Raw genomic sequence first — 20,384 nt, forward strand, 5'->3', positions numbered from 1 at the left:
CTTCTGCTCGCAATGCCTGGTTATGCGTAGCGAGATAGCTCCGTCGATGCGGAGGAAAAGCGAGAAATTGCCATCGCCCTGACCACCCGAACCGCCGTCCGCTCCAACTCGGTGAAGACACCGACGCCGAGAGCTCGCACCGTCTCGAGCATTCAGCGAGGGCCGCTGGGTTACGACGCCGACAATCGCCTGGTGGCGGCGTCGCGGAACCCTCGAAGCTGGCCCGCAGGCGCGACTCCATTTACGCCGCAATGCGCTGTGGGACGATGTTGTCGCGGTGACCGCCAATGACTTCGTGTTTGCCTGGCGCGAGGTGGTGCGGCCCGGCAATGCCGCGGAGTACGCGCCGCTGATGTTCCCGATCCGCAATGCCCGGCGCATCAATGCCGGTGAACTGGAAGCTGATGCTCGGCGTGCGGGCGCTCGACGATCACACTGCGGGTCGAATTGAGGGCCTTGCGCCCCTACTTCCTCGGCCTCACGGCGTATATCACCTACCGGCCGATTCGCGAGGATGTGTACCGGCGTTTCGGCGAACGCTTTATGCGGCAGAGGCGGGCAACCTGCGCTCGAAACGGTCCGTTTCGTCTTGGAGCGAATGGGTAACGGGCACGCCCAGCGTCTCGAGCGCAACCGCAATACTGGAACGTGGCGGCAATCGCGCTGAACGCGATCAACGTGCCCCTATATCACCGAGGGAACCGAGTTCCACCTTCAACCTGTTCAAGGGACGGCAAGATCGCGCTCGCACCGCTCGATGCACTCACGATGCGCGAAGCGCTGGCGCGACAGCATGAACGGAGCGCGCTTCACCGACGGCGCGTGAGCTCTATCGAGTTCAACCACCGTCCCGAGCGCCCGACGCAGCCCGCATCTGCGCAAGGCCCTGCAGCTCGCCTTCGATCCGGACACCTTCGTGGCGCATCGTGCGCATGCCCGGCAACGAACCGCCGATGCGCAGCCTGACCTGCCGGGCGGATCCAGGGAGAAAGGAGCTGTTCCGCCAGGAGCACCCGCCGCGCGCACTGCACACCGATATCGCACGGCGCGCCAGCAGCTGGAGCTGGCCAGGCAGGAACTCGGCGGATCCCGCGCTGGTGCTGCTGCTCGGCGACACGCCCGCGGCCGGCAAGCAGGCCGAGTATCTGCAGGACCTGCACCTGCGCACACTCGGCATCGAACTGAAACTCGACAAGCAGGTGTGTCCAAGCAGCGGCTGGAAGAAAATGACTGCCGGCGATTTCGACATGGTCGCCTCGGCGTGGGGCCCCGACTATGATGATCCGCTGACCTACGCGGACCTGTTTGCATCATGGAACATGAACAACGCGGACGCTATAGCAACCCGGAAATACGACCGCCGGGTCGGCATTTGCGCAGCGAAGCGTCGCGGCACCCGTGCGCAACGCGGCATTTGCGCGCATCCAGGATATCGTGATCGAGGACGCGGTGATCGTCGCGCTCTACGAGCGGCGGCTCTCCGCGTGCAGCATCCGCGACTTGGCGGCGTGAAGCCGCGGGTATTCGGCGGCGACCCCAAATCACCTACGCGTGCTATCAAACAATGAGCAGGTTCCCATGCTGCGCCATATCCTGAACCGCATCCTCTCGGGCCTGCTGACGATCTGGTTCATCGCCACCGCGACCTTCGTCGGCATGCATTCCGGTGCCCGGCGATCCGTTGCTCAACGCAAAGGCCCTGACCTCCCGGATCCGGCGCAATCGAGCAGCTCTACGGTCTCGACAAACCGCTCGCGCAACAATACCTGGATCCCATCAGCAACATGGCGCGTGGCGATTTCGGCATATCGTTCACCCAGCAGAACCGCCACGTCAACGACATCATCCGCGATCATTTTCCGGTGTCCGCGCTGCTCGGCGTACTGGCAATGCTGTTCGCGACACTGGGCGGTATCGTCTGGGGCGCGCTGACCGCGAACTACCGTGACCGGCGCCTGATATCGTGATCATGTTCCTGGTCGTGCTGTGCATATCGGTGCCGAGCTTCGTGTTCGCGGCGCTCGGTCAGCCTGCAATCCTGCGGCTCAACGAAGCGCTTGGCGTGTCGCTGCTGCCGGTGGCCGGCCGGGGGTGTTTCAGCCACATGATCGTGCCGACCACCTGCTCGGCCTCGGCACGATGGCTTTCCTGACCCGGCTGATGCGTTCCTCCATGCTCGAGGTTCGCGGCTCCGATTACGTGCGTACCGCGCGTGCCAAGGGCTCGCCGCTGCGCATCTTCTTCAGCCATCAACTGCGCAACGCCATCCTGCCGGTAATCACGGTGCTCGGGCCGGCGATCGCGGCGATCACCACCGGAGGCTTCGTGGTGGAACTGGTATTCGCGATTCCGGGGCTCGGGCGCTACTTCGTGCAGGCGGTGCAACAGCTCGATCACACCGTGATCATGGGGACCACGGTCTTTCGGCTCGTTCCTGGTGTTCATGGTGATCGTGGTCGACATCCTGTACGGGTTTCGTCGATCCCCGCATCCGAGTGGAGAAAGCCAACTGATGAGTGTCAGCAGCGGTTATCAGCCGGTGGCGGCGGATTTCCTGCCGCTGGCGCAAGCGAGCCAGGCGCGCAGATCAGCCGCCCTCGCTGTCGTACTGGCAGGATGCCTGGCGCCGGCTGAAACAGAATCCCGCGCGATGCTTTCGCTGCTGGTGGTGGCGTTCATGATCGCCGGCACCTGGTCGGACCGTTGCTGTGGCGGGTGAACCCCCGCACACCAGGTGCTGGACCAGATCTCCCAGGGGCCGAACCTGGGAATGTCGGCGCTATTGGTGGACGATTACGTCCGTGGGCGGGCCGCACGGTGACCGTTTCACCCACGCGCGCCGCCACGGCGGCCGATCTGGCGGCACCGTCCGCGATCACCGTCCATGGCCAGCCGACCACCGAGGCGGTGGCTTCCCGCACTGGACGCCGGTCGCGGGCGCCACGGGCTACGCGATCTATCGCCATGAATTGCCCGGCGGCAGCTTCGATCTCGGCTTGCCGCTGGGCGAGGTGGAGGGCAGGCACGGTCAGCTTCGAGGACCGGCTCGGACTCGAATCGCGCCGTTATTTCTACTCGGTAGTACCGTTGCTCGGGCACGAGGAGGGGCCCACCTATATCACGCTGGAGCAGCAGCTTCGCCAGGCGATCGCGATCTCGAGGCGCGCTATCGCGGCCTGGTCACGGAGCAGGGGGCAGCGATCGGCGAGGATATCCGCCTGGTCGCCCATCCGCTGGGCACCGATTACCTCGGCCGGGATAGTCCTCGCGCGCATCATCCAGGGGCCCGTACCTCGTTGTTCATCGGCGTCACCGCGCCGTTTCTCTACGTGTTGTTCGGCTTGTGTTATGGCGGCGTTTCCGGTTACTTCGGCGGGCGTATCGACAACGCCATGATGCGTTTCGCGGACTTCGTGATCGCGCTGCCCTTCCTGTTGTTCATGATCCTGTTCAAGGTCGCCTTCGGCATCGGGCCCGGCGAGAGCGGGGTGATGCCGATGCTGATGCACTGATCCTGCTCGGCTGGCCGGCATCCGCGCGGCTGGTGCGCGGGCAGGTGCTGCAGATCCGCGAGGAAGCCTACATCCAGGCGGCGCGCATGGGCGCGGGCACGCGGTATCTGATCTTCCGCCATATGGTGCCGAACGTGATGGGCGTGCTGCTGGTGGCGCTCACCTTCGCGGTGCCGAGCGCGATCTTCACCGAAGCCTTCCTGTCATTCATCGGCATGGGCGTGGTGCCCCCCACCCCCTCGTGGGGATCGATGTGCAACGACGGTATCCGCACCATGCTCGCGCACCCGCACGAGTTGATCGTTCCGGCGGTGTTCATCAGCATCACGGTACTGGCGTTCAACCTGCTCGGCGACGGTCTGCGCGATGCGCTGGATGCGCGCCTGAGGTCACGCTGATGAGCGATCCAGCGGTTTCAACGCCTGTGCCCGGTACGGTGCGTGACCTGGAGGTGGAATTCGCCACCTACGGGGCGTGGTCAAAGCCGTGCGCGGGGTGAGTTACGCGGTGGAGCGCGGGCGCACGCTGGCGGTGGTCGGTGGAGTCGGGCTGCGGCAAATCAGTCACCGTGCAGGCGATCATGGGGCTGATCGACATGCCGCCCGGACGCATCACGGGTGGCTCCGCGCGCCTGCTGGGGCAGGAGCTGATCGGCCTCGGCGCGCGCGATCAACCGCGTGCGTGGTGCGGCGTCGGCATGATCTTCCAGGATCGATGACCTCGCTCAACCCGGACCATGAAGATCAGCAGCCAGATCGCCGGAGACGCTGATCATCGCGGCATGGCCCGACGCGAGGCGCTGGCGCAGGCAGGTGCAACTGCTCGATCGCACCGCATCCCGGAGGCGGGCAAGCGCGCGAACCAATACCCCTTCGAGCTGTCCGGAGGCATGCTGCAGCGGGTGATGATCGCGATCAGCCTGGCCTGCAAACCAGCGCTGCTGATCGCCGATGAGCCCTCGACCGCGCTCGATGTCCGATCCAGAACCAGGTGCTGGAACTGATGCGCGAGCTCCAGCGCGAGGAAGGCATGGCCATCGTGCTGATCACCCACGATCTCGGGGTGGTGGCGCGCATGGCCGATGATGTGGCGGTGATGTACGCCGGACGCATCGTCGAATCGGGCCCCGTCGAGGATATCTTCTGTCGCCGCGCACCCCTACACCACGGGATTGGCGCGCGATGCCGGGCGCTGCGCGCACGCACCGGAAAACTGGTCGCCATAGCGGGCAGCCCGCCCGACCTGTTCGCGGTTCCGCCGGGCTGCGCCTATGCGCCGCGCTGCCCGCACGCGATGAATATCTGCGCGGTGCACGATCCGGCACCAAGCGCGCCCGGGCGCGCAACATCGGGCCAGTTGCTGGTTTGCACCACCCACAGGCCCCGGCAGTCGCCACGACCCCGCCCACGATGAGTGACACCCGATGAGCGTGCTGCTCGATATCCGCGATCTGAAGACCCACTTCCGTCCGGACCGCGCCAGACCGTGCACGCGGTCGACGGGATCACGCTCGCCATCGAGCGCCGCAAACCAGATCGTGGGGCTGGTCGGCGAGAGCGGCTCCGGCAAATCAACGCTCGGCAAGACCGTTGCGGGCTGCTGCCCAGGACCTCTTGGGAAATCCGCTACGACGGCAAACCGCTGCCGCAACGCTGTTTGGTGGCCGATTTCAGGCGTTACTCGCGCGAGATCCAGATGATCTTCCAGGATCCCTGCGCCTCGTTGAATCCGCGCATGACGGTAGAGGGAGATCATCGGCGAGGGGCTGCGTCTGCAGCCCGGCGCGACGCCCGACCATCGTGCCCAGGTGGCGCAATGGCTGGAGCGGGTCGGCTTGTCGGCGGATCACATGATGCGTTATCCGCACGGATTCTCGGGCGGGCAGCGTCAGCGTCTCGGCATCGCACGCGCCCTGATCGTGAAACCGAAATTCGTGGTCTGCGATGAGCCCATCTCGGCGCTCGATGTGTCGGTGCAGGCCCAGATCGTCAACCTGCTGGGCGAATTGCAGGCAACACTCGGCCTGACCCTGCTGTTCATTGCCCACGATCTGTCGATGGTGCGTTATATCTCCGGATCATGGTGGTGATGTATCTCGGAGCCCTGGTCAGGAGGAGGGCCCCGCGGACCAGGTCTATTTCGAGCCGCGCCACCCCTATACGCGGCTGCTGGTCGCCTCAATCCGGAACCTGACCCGCGGATCGAGAAGGCCCGCGTGCATGAACCGATCGTGGGCGATATTCCATCACCGATCAACGTGCCGGCGGGCTGTCGCTTTGCAGGCCGCTGTCCGGACGTGATGGCGCGCTGTCGGATCGAGACTCCCGGGTACCGCTCGCGCGAAGCCGGACGCATGATCGCCTGCCACCTGTACGACTGACTGGCGCGGTCATTTCCCGGCTTTTTTGCCCACCCCCGGCTGATTTGCCGGAAAAATGCCTCAATCCGGCATTTTGCGCTGTGCTAACCTCAACATTGCTTTCCGTTGTCCCTCGATAATAAAACGGGTACCGGCAATACCGGGATTGCCCGCAAAGCCCAGCGGCCCATCGATACCAGGGAATTCATGGCCAAACGACCCGGCGAAGTGCTGGAGCAACTGATCACGCGCCACGGCAGCGCGCTGGTGCGCTTTCTCAGCCGCAAGCTGGGCAGTGTCGACGATGCCGAGGAGATCGCACAGGACGCCTTTCTGCGCCTGCACCGGCTGGAAAATACCGACAATATCGACAATGCCCGCGCCTTCCTGTTCCAGGTCGCCTCCAACATGGCGATCGACCAGTTGCGCCGTCGCCGCCTGCACGCGCGCTATGTCGCGGACGAAAGCGGGCGCCTGAACGATGAAACCGAGCCGCAGACAGCGGCCACGCCGGAGGCACTCGTCACCGCACGCGAACAGGTGCGCCTGGTCTTCCAGGCGATCGAACAGATGCCGTTGCGGCCCCGCCAGGCGCTGATGCTGCACCGTGTCAAAGGCCTGTCCTATGCCGAAATCGCGCGCGAGATGGGCGTTTCCGTGAGCAGTGTCGAGAAATATATTCTCGAGGCGCTGAAACATTGCCGTAGCACGATGGTCCCATAGTCGTCGGTGGGTGCATCAGCACATCGATTTGAAGACAAGTCAAAAAATTCTCCTCATACTGCGGAGGCTTCCGGGGATTCGTTCGTCTTGTTATTGGAACCCCGAGAAAAACCGCCATTGATTGCACCATGAACAGCAACGCCGACAAGACCCGCGACCCGCTCGACCAGGCAGCGGCCTGGATTGCGCGCTTGCGTGCCGATGACGCGGATCTTGCCGACCGGCAGGCCTTTGCGCGGTGGCTGGCTGCAGACCCGGTGCACGCCGGGGCGTTCGACACCATGCTCGAGCTGTGGTGCGACCTCGGCATGCTGCAGGTGTTGCCTGTCGCAGTGCCACAATCTTCCGCCACGCGTACCCGCATTGCGCGCTGGCGCGTACCGCTGGCATTGGCCGCTTCGCTGGCTTTCCTGGCCCTGCTGCTGGTCCCGCGCCCCGCGACCCGGATACCGCTCGAGTTGCGCACACCGATAGGAGGCTTCGAGCAGGTTCGGCTCGAGGACGGCAGCCAACTGACCCTCAACACCGATACCGCGCTCGACGTCGTCATGGGCAATGACGCGCGGGTGACGCACCTGGTGCACGGCGAAGTCTTCTTCCGGGTGGCACCGGATGCGGAGCGTCCGTTTACCGCGGTATGCGCAACGGCGGCGGTCACGGTGCTGGGCACCGCGTTCAATGCCAGTTGCGACACGAATGCGATGAACGTGCTGGTCGAGGAAGGCGTGGTGCGCTTCGGGGCCTGGCCCGCGAACAACGGCGAGGATCGCCTGCTGCACGCGGGTGACAGGGCGCGCTTCGATCCCCGTACCGGCACGTTGCAGGTGGACGCAACCGGATCGTCCTCGTTGCTGGCCTGGCGCAACCGGCAACTGGTGTTCGAGGACGTGACGCTGGCAGTGGTCATTGCCGAATTGCAGCGCTACATGAAACCCACCCTTAGCATCGTGAACAAAGACGCAGCCGCGATGCATGTCTCCGGCGTGTTCAGCACCAGCGAACCGCTGCTCACGCTGCAAGCGCTGGAAAAAAGCCTCGGGATCACGGTCGATGGGCCCGAGCAGGGCCCCTTGCTGATCGGACTGCACAAGGACTGACCCGCCTCTTGCCCACGCCTTTGCCGGCGTCTTTTGCTATCTTTGCGTCTTTCGGGCACGCAGACCCGCGCGCTGTCCGGCCTGCAAGCACGGCGGAGACGGATGTCGCAATCGCTTGTCAATCCAAATTCGCTTTCGGGGCCATCGTCCTGCGTGCCCGCGCTGTTGCTGTGCCTGATGCTGTGCTCGACGGGAGTTGCCGCGCGCGAGGCACGGGTAGCGATCACGTTGCAGGCCGCTGCGCTTCCCCAATCGCTGATCGAACTCGCGCGCCAAGCGGATCTTTCGCTGGTGTTTGCGACCGCCAGCGTACCACTCACGCCCCGCCCCGCCATGACCGGCATCATCGAGCCCCGCGAAGCGCTCCGGCGACTGCTGCAGGGAACTGGCCTGGTGGCGGAGTTCCTGGGCGAGCGCGTGGTCTCGATCGGACCCGAATGCGCGGACGCCGTCAGCTGCACCGCGACGCCGGCGACGGATACCGGGATCGAGCGGATGGATACCCGCGAAATCGAGCAAACGATCGTGCGCGCGCGTTTGCTCACCGGCTCGCACATCAGCCAGGCCAATCACCTCGGCACGGCACCGGTCGATATCATCGGCGCCCCCGAGATCGAGGCGAGCGGCGCACAGAGCCTGGGCGATTTGCTGCGCTTCATGCCGGCCGTGATCGGCAACCAGACCAGCACCGCGATCAGCAACGGCGGTGACGGCACCGCCTCCATCACCCTGCGCGGACTTCCGGCCAGCAACACGCTGGTGCTGGTCAACGGCCGGCGCAGCAGCAACGACGGGATAGGGACCGATGCCTTCGATCTCAACACACTGTCACCATCCGCGGTGGAGCGGATCGAGATACTGAAGGACGGGGCCTCGACCGCGTATGGATCGGATGCCATCGCCGGGGTGGTGAATATCATCCTGAAACGCGATTTCGACGGCCTGCAACTGAGCACCCAATACGGCCAGGCAGAGCGCGGCGACGGTGAAACCCGAACCACCAACCTGTTGTGGGGGGATCACTGGAGCCGTGGCTCGGTACTGTTTTCAGCCTCGGTGTTCGACCAGTCCCGGATATGGGCCAGGGATCGGAAGGTTTCACGCAATGCGGATGGTCGCAGCCGCGGCGGCGCCGATCTGCGCTCCAGTGCCACGCCCGCAGCGCGCATCGCGCTGGATCGGGGCGCCGTGATCCTGCGCAATCCCGGTGGCGAGTATCTGTCCGGTACCGAAGCGGCGGATTTTCGCCCGGTCGAGAGCAACGACCTGTTCAATTTTCCGGATTACTCGTCCACGCGGGTGCCTTCGCAACGCACCAACCTTTACGGCAGCCTGCAATTCGATCTGCACGAGCGGCTCACCGCATTTGCCGAGCTGGGATACTCCGACAACGAGTCCGATGCCACCCTGGCACCCACCCCGGTATTCACCGCCTTCGAGGCCCTGCCGCTCACGGTCGCGGCAGACAACGTCTACAACCCGTTCGGGGTGGAGTTCGAGGACGTCCGCAAGCGTTTTCTCGAGCTCGGGCCGCGCCGCCAGGATGACAGCTCCGAGACTGCGCGCCTTGCCCTCGGTCTCCAGGGTTCCGGCCAGGACGGATGGGAGTGGGATGCGTCCTACACCCTGGAGCCGCGCGGAGGCAGAACAATCGATGGACGGCCTGATCGACGGCGACCGTCTGCAACAGGCGCTGGGGCCGGCGGCCGGTTGCGACCCGGCCCAGGCCTGTATACCGGTCAATCTGTTTGGCGCGCCGGGAGCTCTCGATCAGCCCCAGCGTGAATTCCTGCTCGCCTCCACACACGTCGACGGCTATGCGGAACTGCAGGGAATCGAGGCCAATCTCAGCGGGCCACTGCTGCGCCTGCGCGCCGGCGAGCTGATGGTTGCGACCGGCAGTTCGTATCGCAGAGAATCGATCGGCTCGAAGGGCGCGGCCGCGAACCCGCGCGTCGCGATCGGCGGCAGCGACGTGGTCGCGAGCTCGGGCGATCGCGAAGTGCAGGAACTCTGGGGCGAAATGCTGCTGCCCCTGTTTGCGGCGGCACCGCACCGCCATCACCTGGATCTCGATCTCGCCGCACGCTATTCGCATTACAGCGATTTCGGCGGCAGCACCAACGGCAAGATTGCCCTGCGCTACCGCCCCGTTACCAGCCTGATGGTGCGCTCGAGCTGGTCGCAGGGTTTTCGCGCACCCTCGCTGCTCGATCTGCACGCCAGGACCAGCCAGACCCAGGCATTCCTGAGCGATCCCTGCGCGATGCCGGCAAACGTGGGCGTACTGCCCGGTTGTCCGCAGCCCGGTGATCCGTCGCGCAACCAGTTTCTGACCATCATCGGCGGCAACTCCAGACTCGACGCCGAGACGTCGCAGAACCGGATGCTGGGCGTGGTCTGGACCCCGGAAATCGTGGGCGGGCTGATGCTCTCGGTGGATGCGTTCCGGATCGACCTCAACGACGTGGTCGATGCCAGCGCGCAATATGTACTGAATCAGAATGCCGCCAGCGGTGCCTTCGCCGATCGCGTGCAGCGCGATGCCAATGGCAACCTGCAGCGCGTGGTGGCGACCAACATCAACGTCGGCGAGCGCCGCGTCACCGGTCTCGATATCGGGCTGCACTACCGGCTCCCGGCGCTGCCGATCGGGCGGATTGCCTTCGATCTGGACACTGCGTATATCCATGAGTACCTGAACCAGTTCGACCCGTTGGCGCCGCGCACGGACCTGGCCGGCACATTCATGGACGAGGCCTCGGAGGGCATGGGTGCGATCCCCGAGTGGAAATCGCGGCTGGCGGCCTACTGGAATCGGGCCTGGTGGGACGCGAGCTACCGCATGTACCTGGTCAGCGAGCTGCAGGAGAACGTACCGAACAGCGATCGCCACCGCAGCATAAATCCCTGGGTGGTACACGATGTGCAGATCGGGCGGCGCTTCGCGCTTTTCGAGGGCCTGCGGGTCGGCATCGGCATCGACAACGTGCTGGACGAGCAGGCGCCGTTTGCCGCGAGCGCTTTCAATGACAACCACGACGGGCGCACCCACGACTTGCGCGGACGCTACTGGTACGCCAAGCTCACCCAGGATTTCTAGCCCGGACGAGCTTGCGTACCCTGGTGGTGCGCCAATGCCTTGCCCCTTGATTCCTTCTTATGGCTTCCCGATTGAGCGACAACAGACACCCGACCGACCTTCTGCGCAACGCGCTCCGGCTGCACCGGGAGGGGAACGTCAAACAGGCTGCAAAGAGCTGCCGGCAGATCATTGCGCTCGATTCAAGGCACATCGGCGCCCTCGAACTGTTGACCCGGTGCCTGGTCCAGGGCAACGAACTCCCCGGAGCCATCGACACACTCGACTCGCTGATTCGCGCGAACCCGCAGGAGCCAAAGTACTTCACCAAGCAAGCCGAGCTGTATCTGCAGCTGCAGCAACCCGCGCGTGCGATCGATGCTTACCAGCGCCTGCTGGCCGTACACCCCGCGATTCCCCTGCTGCACTACCGATTCGCGCAGCTGCTGTATGCAACCGGACAGCCGAACCGGGCAATCGAGGAATACGAAGCGGCGCTGAACCTGGGTATCGATCAACCCGAGGAAGCCCTGGTCTGCCTGTCCAATATCCACACCGCCCTGCATCAACAGGGCAAGGCCATGGCACTGCTGCGGCGCGCGCTCGGGATAAATCCGGATTACCTGATCGCGCTGTTCAACCTGGCAACCCTCACCGAGGAAACCGGGGACAAGCCCGGCGCCCTCGAGCTGTATGGCAGGGTGGTGCAACTGCAGCCCACCTTCGACCAGGCTTTCGCCCGGCTGGCCAATCTCCGGGATTTCGACCGTAACGACGACCCGCTGATTGCCAGCATGCTGGCCAATCTCCGCTCCCCCGCGCTTGGCGACGCCGCGCGCGAGAGCATCCATTACGGCCTCGGCAAGGCCTTCGACGACTGCGGCGACTACAACGCGGCATTCGAACACTACGCGAAAGCCAACCGTTTCGGCCGCGCGCGGATGCCCGCGTACCAGCCGGCTGCCCAGGAGCAGATGGTGGATTCCATCATCGCGCATTGCTCCGCCCGATGGTTCGGGAAGGCAAGAGTCGCCTCGGATGCGCGGCCCATCTTCATCTGCGGCATGTTCCGTTCCGGCACCACGTTGCTGGAGCAGGTGCTGGGGGCGCATCCGCTGATCACCAGCGGCGGAGAACTCGCGTACTTTGCGCGCTGCTGCGCCGGCGGCAAGCTCGCGCCCTACCCGAGCGCGCTGGCGACACTGGGCAACGGGGTTCTGCAGGAGGTTGCGGACGGCTATCTCGCGTACCTCGAAGAGCGCTTTCCGGGTGCGGATCGCGTGACCGACAAGCGGCCGGACAATATCCTTTTCCTGGGTGTCATCAAGGCGCTGTTCCCGGGTGCCCGGATCATCCACGCGACACGGCACGCGCTCGACAACGCCCTGTCGGTCTATTTCCAGAACCTCGACGAGAAATTCAATTACGCCACCGACCTCGCGCACATCCTGCACTTCAATGCGCAGCTGCAGCGCCTGATGGGGCATTGGAACACCCTCTTCGGTGACGATATCCTGCAGATACGCTACGACGAGTTCGTGACGGACCAGCAGGCCCAGACCCGGCGCCTGCTGGCCTTTTGCGGTCTGCCGTGGCATGAAGACTGCCTCGCGTTTCACGCCCGCGACAGCACGGTAAGAACGGCGAGCCTGTGGCAGGTTCGCAAGCCGCTCTATCAACGCTCATCGGGGCGCTGGCTCAATTATCGAGCGCACCTCGAACATCTCGTTGCCCGCGCCGGGGCAATCGATGGCCATCCACCTTCAACAACCCCGAAGGGGACAGGAGAACGGGTTTGAACAAGATGTTGTTGCCGCGCAATCTGTGGCTCGCCGCGATCGGCACCGTGCTGGGCTTGCAGGCGGCTGTCGCCGCCGAAGACCTGAATGTGCGTGATCTCATGAGCGCCGACGAATTCAGGGCGGCCGGGCTCGAGCAGCTCAGTCAGGAAGAAATCACCGCGCTCAACGCGTGGCTGCTGCGCTATACCGCGAAGGAGGCGCCCATTTTGCGGACCAGCAATGAAGTCGTGCGCGAGGAGGTGCGCAAGGTCGAGGCGGAGGTGATCAGGAGCCGCATCGACGGAGATTTCGCCGGATGGTCCGGCAAGACCGTGTTCGTGCTGCAGAACGGGCAGGCCTGGCAACAACGGATGGGCGGCAGCTGGCGCCACCACGCAAATGCCCCGGAAGTTGAAATTCGCAAGAATTTCATGGGCTTCTGGGAAATGAAGATGGTGGACGGGGTCGCCTGGTCGGGGTAAAGCGCCTCCGCTGAGGCTTTGTGGGTAATTTTGCGGCTGAGCTGCCGGATCATTCGTCGCGAGCGCGCCGCAAACAGGATGTCGGCACCCCGCTCCAATACCGGGCTCTCCTGCCAAAACTGCTTCAACCCGTTGATAAATAATATTTTCCGCTCGCCTCCAGCCCAATTGAAGGCTTGCCGGGCAAACTCCTCTCAGAATTTCATGAATATACGCCCGCCGATTGAGGGAAACCGCAGCCCGCTCGTCTCATGTTCGCAAATCGCGATTTTCGTGAATCGCCGTGTGCCTAACCAAACAACATGAGGGGAGCAACCTATGTTCAAAAAATCACGCCTTGCGCTATCTATCGCTACGGCCGTGGGAACCATCGTATCTACCGTCAGTCCATCCGCGCTTGCCCAGGAAGCAGCCAGCACCATGGAAGAGGTCATCGTTACCGGTTCGCGTATCAAGCGCAGCGATATCGACAGCATCAGCCCCATTTCGGTGTTCGACGAAGCGGCACTCGATGCGGCCGGCAACACGACGCTGGAGCGATTCCTGGTCAACCTGCCATCCGTATCCGGCGCCGATTTCGGCTCGGGTATCAATAACGGCACAGCGGGGTGGGCAACGGTATCCCTGCGTGGTCTCGGACCCAACCGGACCCTGGTGCTGCTGAACGGCAACCGCATGTCCTCGGCGGGCGTAAACGGCTTCGTCGATCTCAACCTGATCCCCTCGTCGGTCATCGAGCGGGTCGAGGTATTGCGTGACGGTGCCTCCACGACCTACGGTTCCGATGCGATCGCGGGCGTGGTCAACCTGATCACCAAGACCGACTTCGACGGCGTCGAGCTGGAGTATCAGTTCGACGAGACCGGCGAAGGCGACGGCCAGCAAAAGCTCGCCGCCATCACCTTCGGCAAATCCTTCGATCGCGGCAACGTGCTGGTCAATGCACAATGGCAGCGACGCGACGAGATCTGGCAAGGCGACCGGGATTTTTCTGCTTGCCCGATACGCGAAGGCCTGGACGACAACGACCACCTCTACACCTACTGCGGAGGCTCGGTCGCCTCTTACCCGGGCTCGGCCTTCGTCGCATCCAATGGCTACAGCGATGGCCTGATCAAGGATCCCGTGACCGGGCAGGTTCGCGTGTTCGATGGCGAGACGGACGCCTTCAACTTCGCTGCCGCGAGCCTGATGGTGACCCCGCAGGAGGTGTACAGCGTTTTCGGGCAGGCAAACTACGACCTGATCGAATCCAGCGCGGCCGGCTCGGTCAGTGGCTTCGTGGAGACCCAGTTCTCGAACCGCACCTCCAGCCAGCTGCTGGCGCCGGAAGCCACGTTCTGGGGCTCCGAAGTGCCCGTCACCAACCCCGGCAACGTGTTCGGCGAACCCGCCTACGTCTATCGTCGCCTGGTCGAGACCGGCGGTCGCCGCGCGGTCCAGGATGTCGACAGCTACCGCATACTGAGTGGCCTGCGCGGCGAGTTCAACAACGGCTGGTCGTGGGATCTGTCCTACAACTATTCGAAGTACAAGGACAACGCCCAGGACAAGTTCCGTGGCATGCCGGAGCGGATGAACATCCTGATCGATCCGGATCTGTGCGCCGCGGACCCTGCCTGCCCCGGTGTATGGGATCCCTTCTCGCGTGACACCCTGACCCAGGAAATGCAGGCCTACGGACTGGCGAACCCGCTCAGCACCGACCAATCGCGTCTGCGGATCCTGCAAACCAACCTTGCCGGCGATTTCGGCGGGCTCGAGCTGCCCGGCGGCAAGCCGCAATGGGCGATCGGTTACGAGCACCGCTCCGAGGAAGGCAGCCTCTCCTATGACGACAACGTGCTGGCGGGCAACGTATACAACTACGCGGGCGCGAACACCGAGGCAGAGTACGAGGTGGACGAGTGGTACGGCGAATTGCGCATACCGATCCTCTCGGGCGTACCCTTTGCCGAGGTGCTGACGGCGGAAATTTCCGCCCGTAATTCCGATTACGACAATCTCGAAGACGACAGCACTGTGTGGAAATATGCCCTGGAGTGGGCACCGATCAGGGATGTGCGGCTACGCTACACGTATGCCGAAGGTTTCCGCGCCCCGAACATCGGCGAGATCGCTTCGCCGGAAAACCAGACCGCGGCATCCTATCGCGAGCCGTGTCAGAACTGGGGCGCCAATACCAATGCCACGGTTCGGGCCAATTGCGCCGCCGACGGCCTTTCCCCGACGTTCAGCCCCTCTTCGGACCAGGCATTCAGCCTGTCCGGAGGCAACCCGAACCTCGAACCGGAAGAGTCCGAAACGCAGACCTATGGCGTGATCTGGACCCCGAGCTTCCTCGAAGGCTTCGCCGCAACACTCGACTGGTACGATATCCAGATCGATGGCGCGATCGGCGCGCTCGGTGTCAACGATATCGTCCAGGGCTGTTATACCAGCGACAATTTCTCCTCGCCGCTGTGCGCGCTGATCCTCGGTCCCGACGCGGTAGGTGAAAATCCGAACCCGAACTCGCCGCGCCGCAACGTGATCAGCAACATATCCGGCGCTGACCTGCGGATCGGCAACCTGTCGACCTTCGAGACCCAGGGCCTGGATTTCTCGACCACCTACACATTCCAGAACGTATTCGAGGGCATGCTGAATCTCGGCCTGTACGGCACCTACCTGGATTCGTACGAATACACCTCTGGCCCGGGCATTCCGGCGACCGAGCTATCGGGCTATTTCGGCACCGACCCCTACCAGGGCGACGTTCCGGCCGCCTTCCCCGAATGGAAGATGAACTTCACCGCATCCTATTCCCGCAACAACTGGGGCGGCAGCTACACGGTTCGCTGGTGGAGCGGGGTGGATGATGTCGACACCACCTGCAAAGGTGCCCAGGTGTCCTGCGATATCGGCGACTATGACTATCATGATGTCCAGGGCTACTACGAGTGGAAAAACGTCACGTTTACCGCCGGGGTACGTAATCTGTTCGACGAGGACCCGCCTTATGTCTCCAACAACGGCGACATGAACACGATCAACTTCAACTACGACACGGCCGGGCGCTACTACTACACCCGCGTGGCCCTGAAGTTCTGATACGACGTGGTTCACGGGTCATGGAATCCATGGCCCCTTGCGACAAGCCCCTCCCTGCGAGGGGCTTTTTTTTGGGTGCCATGAGCGTCGTCTCCCAATAGAATCTGACCGGCAAACAACGAACGAGTCGCGAGCTGACTCAGGGCGCAGCAAGCCGCTCCAGAATATTTTCGCCGCCGACGCGAAAATCACCGATCGTCTCGACCAATTGGCTGAACCCCGCTCGTTCGGCCTCGCTGAGCGCGGGGTTCCACAGATCCATCAGCAGTATCACCCGCATGTTGTCACTGCGGTTCCAGGCCTCGTGCTCGAAGGTGTCATCGAAAACCATTACCTCGCCTTCGCGCCAGACATGGGGCGGATCGCCGATCACGTTGAGTGTGCAGTCAGGCGGGACAATCAATGGCAGATGCGCCACTACGCGCGCGTTCGTGACGCCGCGATGCGGCAGTATATGTGCCTTCGGACGCAGCACGGAAAACAGGATCTCCGGTGCGTGGTCGCGGATCAGCGCACGCGGCAACGCGTCGATGCTGCGGGATGTCACCGGGCAATGCGCGCAGTTCTCGTCGAATCGCTTGCCGTGACGGTAGAAAAAAAACGCGTCCCACCCGCCTTCTCCAAGCTCGCTGCTGACCAGGCTGCGGAGCTGTCCGTACTCGTGAAAGGGTTCGATGCCGCGACCGGCCGCAAGCATCGCGAGCATCTCCTGACGGATCGCGGCGGTACTGGCCTCCAGTTCCTCGATCCAGGGAAAGCTCGCTCGCGCAAGGTAGGGACGGGTCGGCAAATCGGGAAAATACAGGAACTTGGGACGCTGGCGAGGATCGCCGCTGTCCGCAGCGATTTTCCCGAGATAGATCGCCAGGCATTTGCGCACGCGCTCCATCTCGCCGGCACCAAAGCGCTCCACCAGAGGTGCCAGTGTCTGCGTGAATATCCGCTCGCGCGCGGCGTCGACATAATCCATCGCGTGCACGATGCGTGCGGACAACGAGGCCGGCGTGGTTTCACGGTTGCGCCAGCTGCCCCTGGCCTGGGCCTGCAGGATGGCACGAAAATAAGCCATTGCCGCGCCATCGTGATCGGCGCCGGCTTCGAGCAGCTCGCCAAGGCATAGCGCCGCAGTGTAGTTGTTGCCATCGAGCCGCAACGCCTCGGGCAAAGCGCGCAAGGCCTCGGCGTCATCACCAGCCGCACGGCAGGCGACTCCCAGATTCAGCCATCCCTGGCTCGCCGTGGCGTCGATTTCCAATGCCAACCGGCAAAAGTGCACGGCCTCTGTCCCGGAATCGTTCGCGAAAGCGCGGGCAGCGAAATAGCGCGCGGCTTCCAGCCGTGCCGGTGCGGATTCATGCTCCAGCGCTTCCTGATAAAGCCGGTTTGCGGCATCGAACTGCTGCTGCTGTGCATGCCCGCGCGCATTGATCAACAGATCATCGATATTCATGCCCAAAGTACTCTGGTCCCGATACCGTGATTGTGGCTCACTTGCAGCATGGAGTCTGTACCGCCATGTCACGACAGGCAAACAGTCATGACCGCTACGCGAGTTTCCGCAAACCGGCCATACTGACAACATGGATCCACTGTCCGCCTTTTTTACCCTGCTGTTCGTGATCGCGATCCGCATGGTGTTCCCGCCGGAATCGGGCAGCGTGAACCGAATGCGTCTGATAGCGCTCACGGCGCTGCTGCTGGCGTTCTGTGCCGCCTGCACGCCGACACTGCACGGTTCGGCGGCCGGGCGCCCGGCCAGCGACACGCTCGACGAAAGCAGCGCGCGCCTGCGCGCAATGCAGTTGAGCGAGGTCAGCTATGAGCTCGATATGCAACTCGACGCCGGCTCGCCCGAATACCGTGGTGAGGTCATCATTCGTTTCGGGTTCAACTCGCGCGGAGCACCGCTCACCATCGACTTCGGCGGCGGCACCGTGGAAGCCATGTCCGTCAACGGCGGATCTTTCAAGGCCGCCGATTACAACGGTTTTTTCATAACGGTTCCCGCGGCGGCGCTGCGTGCGGGAAGCAACGACGTCCGCATCCGTTACCGCCACCCCTGGAGCACGGAATCCTCGGGACTGTTCCGCTTCACCGACCCCGAGGATGGGCGCAGCTATGTCTACACCGATTTCGAAGCCTACGCGGCGAATCGTGCCTTTCCCTGCTTCGACCAACCCGATATCAAGGCCAGCTATACACTCGGCGTGGAGGTCCCGGCCTCCTGGCAGGTGATCAGCGCTACCCGGGAAACCCGGGTCAGCGATTCCGGTGACACGCCGCTGGACCTTTGCCCGGAGCGCCCGCTTCAGCACCTACCTGTTCAGCCTGCATACCGGCGAATACCAGGTCTGGGAGGACCGTGAAGCGCGTATCCCGTCACGCCTGTTCTGTGCCGGTCGATGACTGGTTCCGCTGGACACGCGCCGGCTTCGGATTCTTCGAAGACTACTTCGGCATTGCCTATCCCTTCCTCAAGTATGACCAGGTCCTGGTACCGGAATACGCCTCCGGCGCGATGGAAAACGTCGCCGCGGTGGTCTTCGACGAAAACCTGGTCGGGCGCGGCCAACTCACCGCTACCGCGCGCGAAACCATCGCCAACACCATCCTGCACGAGATGGCGCATATGTGGTTTGGCAACTTGGTGACCATGCAGTGGTGGAACGGCTTGTGGCTGAACGAGAGTTTTGCCAATTTCATGGCATTCCTCGCCCTTGCCGAAGCCACCGAGTTCAGGGACGCCTGGCACAGCTTCTACGCCTCCGAGAAAACCTGGGCCTATCGTGACGATGCGCGCGCGACCACGCACCCGATCGAGGTGGTGGTGGCGGACGCGCGCAGTTCCTTCGCCAACTTCGATGGTATCTCCTACGGCAAGGGTGCCGCGATTCTCAAGCAGCTGTACTTCCTGCTCGGGCCGGAGGCCTTTCGCAGCGGCGTCAGCGCGTATCTGCGGGAACGTGCCTGGCGCAACGCCCGGCTCGAGGATTTCGTGGCCGCGCTGGCGCAGGCAAGCGGACGCAACCTCGATGCCTGGACACGCGAATGGTTGCTCGCAGCAGGCACCAATACCGTCCGCGCCACGGTGCAATGCACAGCCGGCCAACTGCAATCCCTGACCCTGCTGCAGAGCGCTCCCGCGGCCCGTCCGCAGTTGCGCTCGCAGCGCCTGGAGGTGGCGCTGTATCGCGAGGGCGACGGCAGCCCTTACCAGGTGATCGACACGGTTGTAGCGGGCGCCAGCACCGCGGTTTCCATACCCGGACAGATCGCCTGCCCCGATTTCGTCTGGCCCAACCACCAGGACTGGGCCTTTGCCCGCCTCGGCCTCGGCCCGGCCGATCTCGACTTCCTGCAACGCAATCTCATGCAGTTCGACGATCCGCTGATGCGTAACATGATCTGGCAGACGCTATGGCATATGGTCGAGGACGGCACCCTCGCGCTGCCGGACTTTCTGCAACTCGCACTGCAGTTCGAGGCGGCAGAGCATGATCCGCGCACCCTGGCGTCCATCCATTACCGTATAGCGGCCGCCTTCGACCTCGCTCTTCGGATCGGTGCCGCCGGCGGTCTGCCGGTGGCGGTCCCCGAACTGATGCAGCAACTGCGGCGCGATGCGTGGTGGGAGGTGCTGACCGCCGCACCGGCCAGCGACAGCCAGAAAATCTGGCTGGATCATTATCTGCGCATCGCCGGAGGCGACGAGGATCTCGACGATCCTGGGCGCGACTACTGGGCGAGGATCGGGAACGCTCGGCTGGAGCCTCGATCAGCCACGCCGCTGGACGCTGCTCGGCTATCTCGCGGCAGGCGGCTACCCCGGTGCATTGCAGCTGGCGCAAGCCGAGCGCGCGCGCGATCCGTCGTCCAGCGGAGAGCTTGCCTGGCTCGGAGTACAGGCAGCACTACCGGAGCTGCCCCTGAAAGGCGCGATGCTCGAGCGGCTGATCGGCGGGCAAGCGGACAATACGGCAGCTTCGCCCGCCATCATGAACCATCTTTTCCCGCCCTCGCAGATGGCACTGCAACGGGTATTTGCCGCTCGCATCCTGGCTGCGCTGGCGCTGCTCGACAGCACGCGCTCGGAGTACTTCATGGCGGATTATGTGCGGCTCTTCCCGGTACTGTGCGACACCGCAAGCGCGCAGCTGCTCGCGGCAGCCCTTGCCTCTTCCGCACCGCTCGGCAAACTGACGCACGACGGACTTGTCGTTGCGCTCGAAGACAATGACCGGTGCATGGCCATCCG

The 20,384-nt window shown here is 63.7% G+C and carries 16 protein-coding genes and 2 pseudogenes; 17 read left to right on the plus strand and 1 reads right to left on the minus strand.

The genetic code is table 11. The features are described from left to right. Positions 1-277 precede the first annotated feature (277 nt). The 15 genes and pseudogenes from IPF49_00005 (at position 278) to IPF49_00075 (ending at position 16,129) form a co-directional block, all read left to right on the plus strand. Positions 278-451: a hypothetical protein gene (locus IPF49_00005; protein MBK6286033.1), complete on the plus strand. Its 174-nt coding sequence runs from the start codon at positions 278-280 to the stop codon at positions 449-451. 502 nt (positions 452-953) lie between these two features. Then, positions 954-1,568, plus strand: coding sequence for a hypothetical protein (locus tag IPF49_00010; protein MBK6286034.1), 615 nt, complete (start codon positions 954-956; stop codon positions 1,566-1,568). Positions 1,569-1,578: 10 nt separating this feature from the next. After that, positions 1,579-2,473 (plus strand): annotated as a pseudogene (locus IPF49_00015) (ABC transporter permease). A gap of 328 nt (positions 2,474-2,801) precedes the next feature. Next, complete coding sequence (locus IPF49_00020) at positions 2,802-3,512, plus strand: hypothetical protein (GenBank protein ID MBK6286035.1); 711 nt, start codon at positions 2,802-2,804, stop codon at positions 3,510-3,512. A gap of 32 nt (positions 3,513-3,544) precedes the next feature. After that, positions 3,545-3,910, plus strand: a complete 366-nt coding sequence (locus IPF49_00025) for an ABC transporter permease (GenBank protein ID MBK6286036.1) — start codon at positions 3,545-3,547, stop codon at positions 3,908-3,910. Next, a pseudogene (locus IPF49_00030) lies at positions 3,910-4,925 on the plus strand (ABC transporter ATP-binding protein). Before IPF49_00025 ends, IPF49_00030 begins: the two are co-directional and overlap by 1 nt. 394 nt (positions 4,926-5,319) lie before the next feature. Then, on the plus strand, positions 5,320-5,601 hold the full coding sequence (locus tag IPF49_00035) for an ABC transporter ATP-binding protein (protein ID MBK6286037.1): 282 nt from the start codon (positions 5,320-5,322) through the stop codon (positions 5,599-5,601). Beyond that, entirely contained in the window at positions 5,552-5,812 is a 261-nt protein-coding gene (locus IPF49_00040) for a hypothetical protein (protein MBK6286038.1), read from the plus strand. The genes IPF49_00035 and IPF49_00040 overlap by 50 nt, the downstream gene beginning before the upstream one ends. Then, on the plus strand, positions 5,770-5,892 hold the full coding sequence (locus IPF49_00045; protein ID MBK6286039.1) for a hypothetical protein: 123 nt from the start codon (positions 5,770-5,772) through the stop codon (positions 5,890-5,892). Before IPF49_00040 ends, IPF49_00045 begins: the two co-directional genes overlap by 43 nt. Positions 5,893-6,078: 186 nt before the next feature. After that, positions 6,079-6,594 carry an RNA polymerase sigma factor gene (locus IPF49_00050; GenBank protein MBK6286040.1) on the plus strand — a complete coding sequence of 172 codons (516 nt, stop codon included), beginning with the start codon at positions 6,079-6,081 and terminating at the stop codon, positions 6,592-6,594. 128 nt (positions 6,595-6,722) lie between these two features. After that, on the plus strand, positions 6,723-7,691 hold the full coding sequence (locus tag IPF49_00055; GenBank protein ID MBK6286041.1) for a FecR domain-containing protein: 969 nt from the start codon (positions 6,723-6,725) through the stop codon (positions 7,689-7,691). Between the two features lie 102 nt (positions 7,692-7,793). Next, positions 7,794-9,476: a TonB-dependent receptor gene (locus IPF49_00060; GenBank protein MBK6286042.1), complete on the plus strand. Its 1,683-nt coding sequence runs from the start codon at positions 7,794-7,796 to the stop codon at positions 9,474-9,476. Between the two features lie 1,389 nt (positions 9,477-10,865). After that, positions 10,866-12,572, plus strand: coding sequence for a sulfotransferase (locus tag IPF49_00065; protein ID MBK6286043.1), 1,707 nt, complete (start codon positions 10,866-10,868; stop codon positions 12,570-12,572). Next, the gene (locus tag IPF49_00070; GenBank protein MBK6286044.1) at positions 12,569-13,036 is read left to right on the plus strand and encodes a hypothetical protein; all 468 of its coding nucleotides are present in this window, start codon (positions 12,569-12,571) and stop codon (positions 13,034-13,036) included. The genes IPF49_00065 and IPF49_00070 overlap by 4 nt, the downstream gene beginning before the upstream one ends. 318 nt (positions 13,037-13,354) lie before the next feature. Next, positions 13,355-16,129, plus strand: a complete 2,775-nt coding sequence (locus tag IPF49_00075) for a TonB-dependent receptor (GenBank protein MBK6286045.1) — start codon at positions 13,355-13,357, stop codon at positions 16,127-16,129. A 139-nt stretch (positions 16,130-16,268) separates the two neighbouring features. Here the strand turns inward: IPF49_00075 and IPF49_00080 are convergent, their stop codons facing one another. After that, positions 16,269-17,579, minus strand: a complete 1,311-nt coding sequence (locus tag IPF49_00080; GenBank protein ID MBK6286046.1) for an aspartyl/asparaginyl beta-hydroxylase domain-containing protein — start codon at positions 17,577-17,579, stop codon at positions 16,269-16,271. A gap of 130 nt (positions 17,580-17,709) precedes the next feature. Between IPF49_00080 and IPF49_00085 the strand changes: the two genes are divergently transcribed. Together IPF49_00085 and IPF49_00090 are read left to right on the plus strand one after the other, a co-directional pair. After that, complete coding sequence (locus IPF49_00085; protein MBK6286047.1) at positions 17,710-18,495, plus strand: hypothetical protein; 786 nt, start codon at positions 17,710-17,712, stop codon at positions 18,493-18,495. Further along, positions 18,492-20,366 carry a hypothetical protein gene (locus IPF49_00090; GenBank protein MBK6286048.1) on the plus strand — a complete coding sequence of 625 codons (1,875 nt, stop codon included), beginning with the start codon at positions 18,492-18,494 and terminating at the stop codon, positions 20,364-20,366. Before IPF49_00085 ends, IPF49_00090 begins: the two co-directional genes overlap by 4 nt. The last annotated feature ends 18 nt before the right edge of the window (positions 20,367-20,384 follow it).

The sequence above is a fragment of the Gammaproteobacteria bacterium genome, from assembly GCA_016705365.1.
GTDB lineage: Bacteria > Pseudomonadota > Gammaproteobacteria > Pseudomonadales > UBA5518 > UBA5518.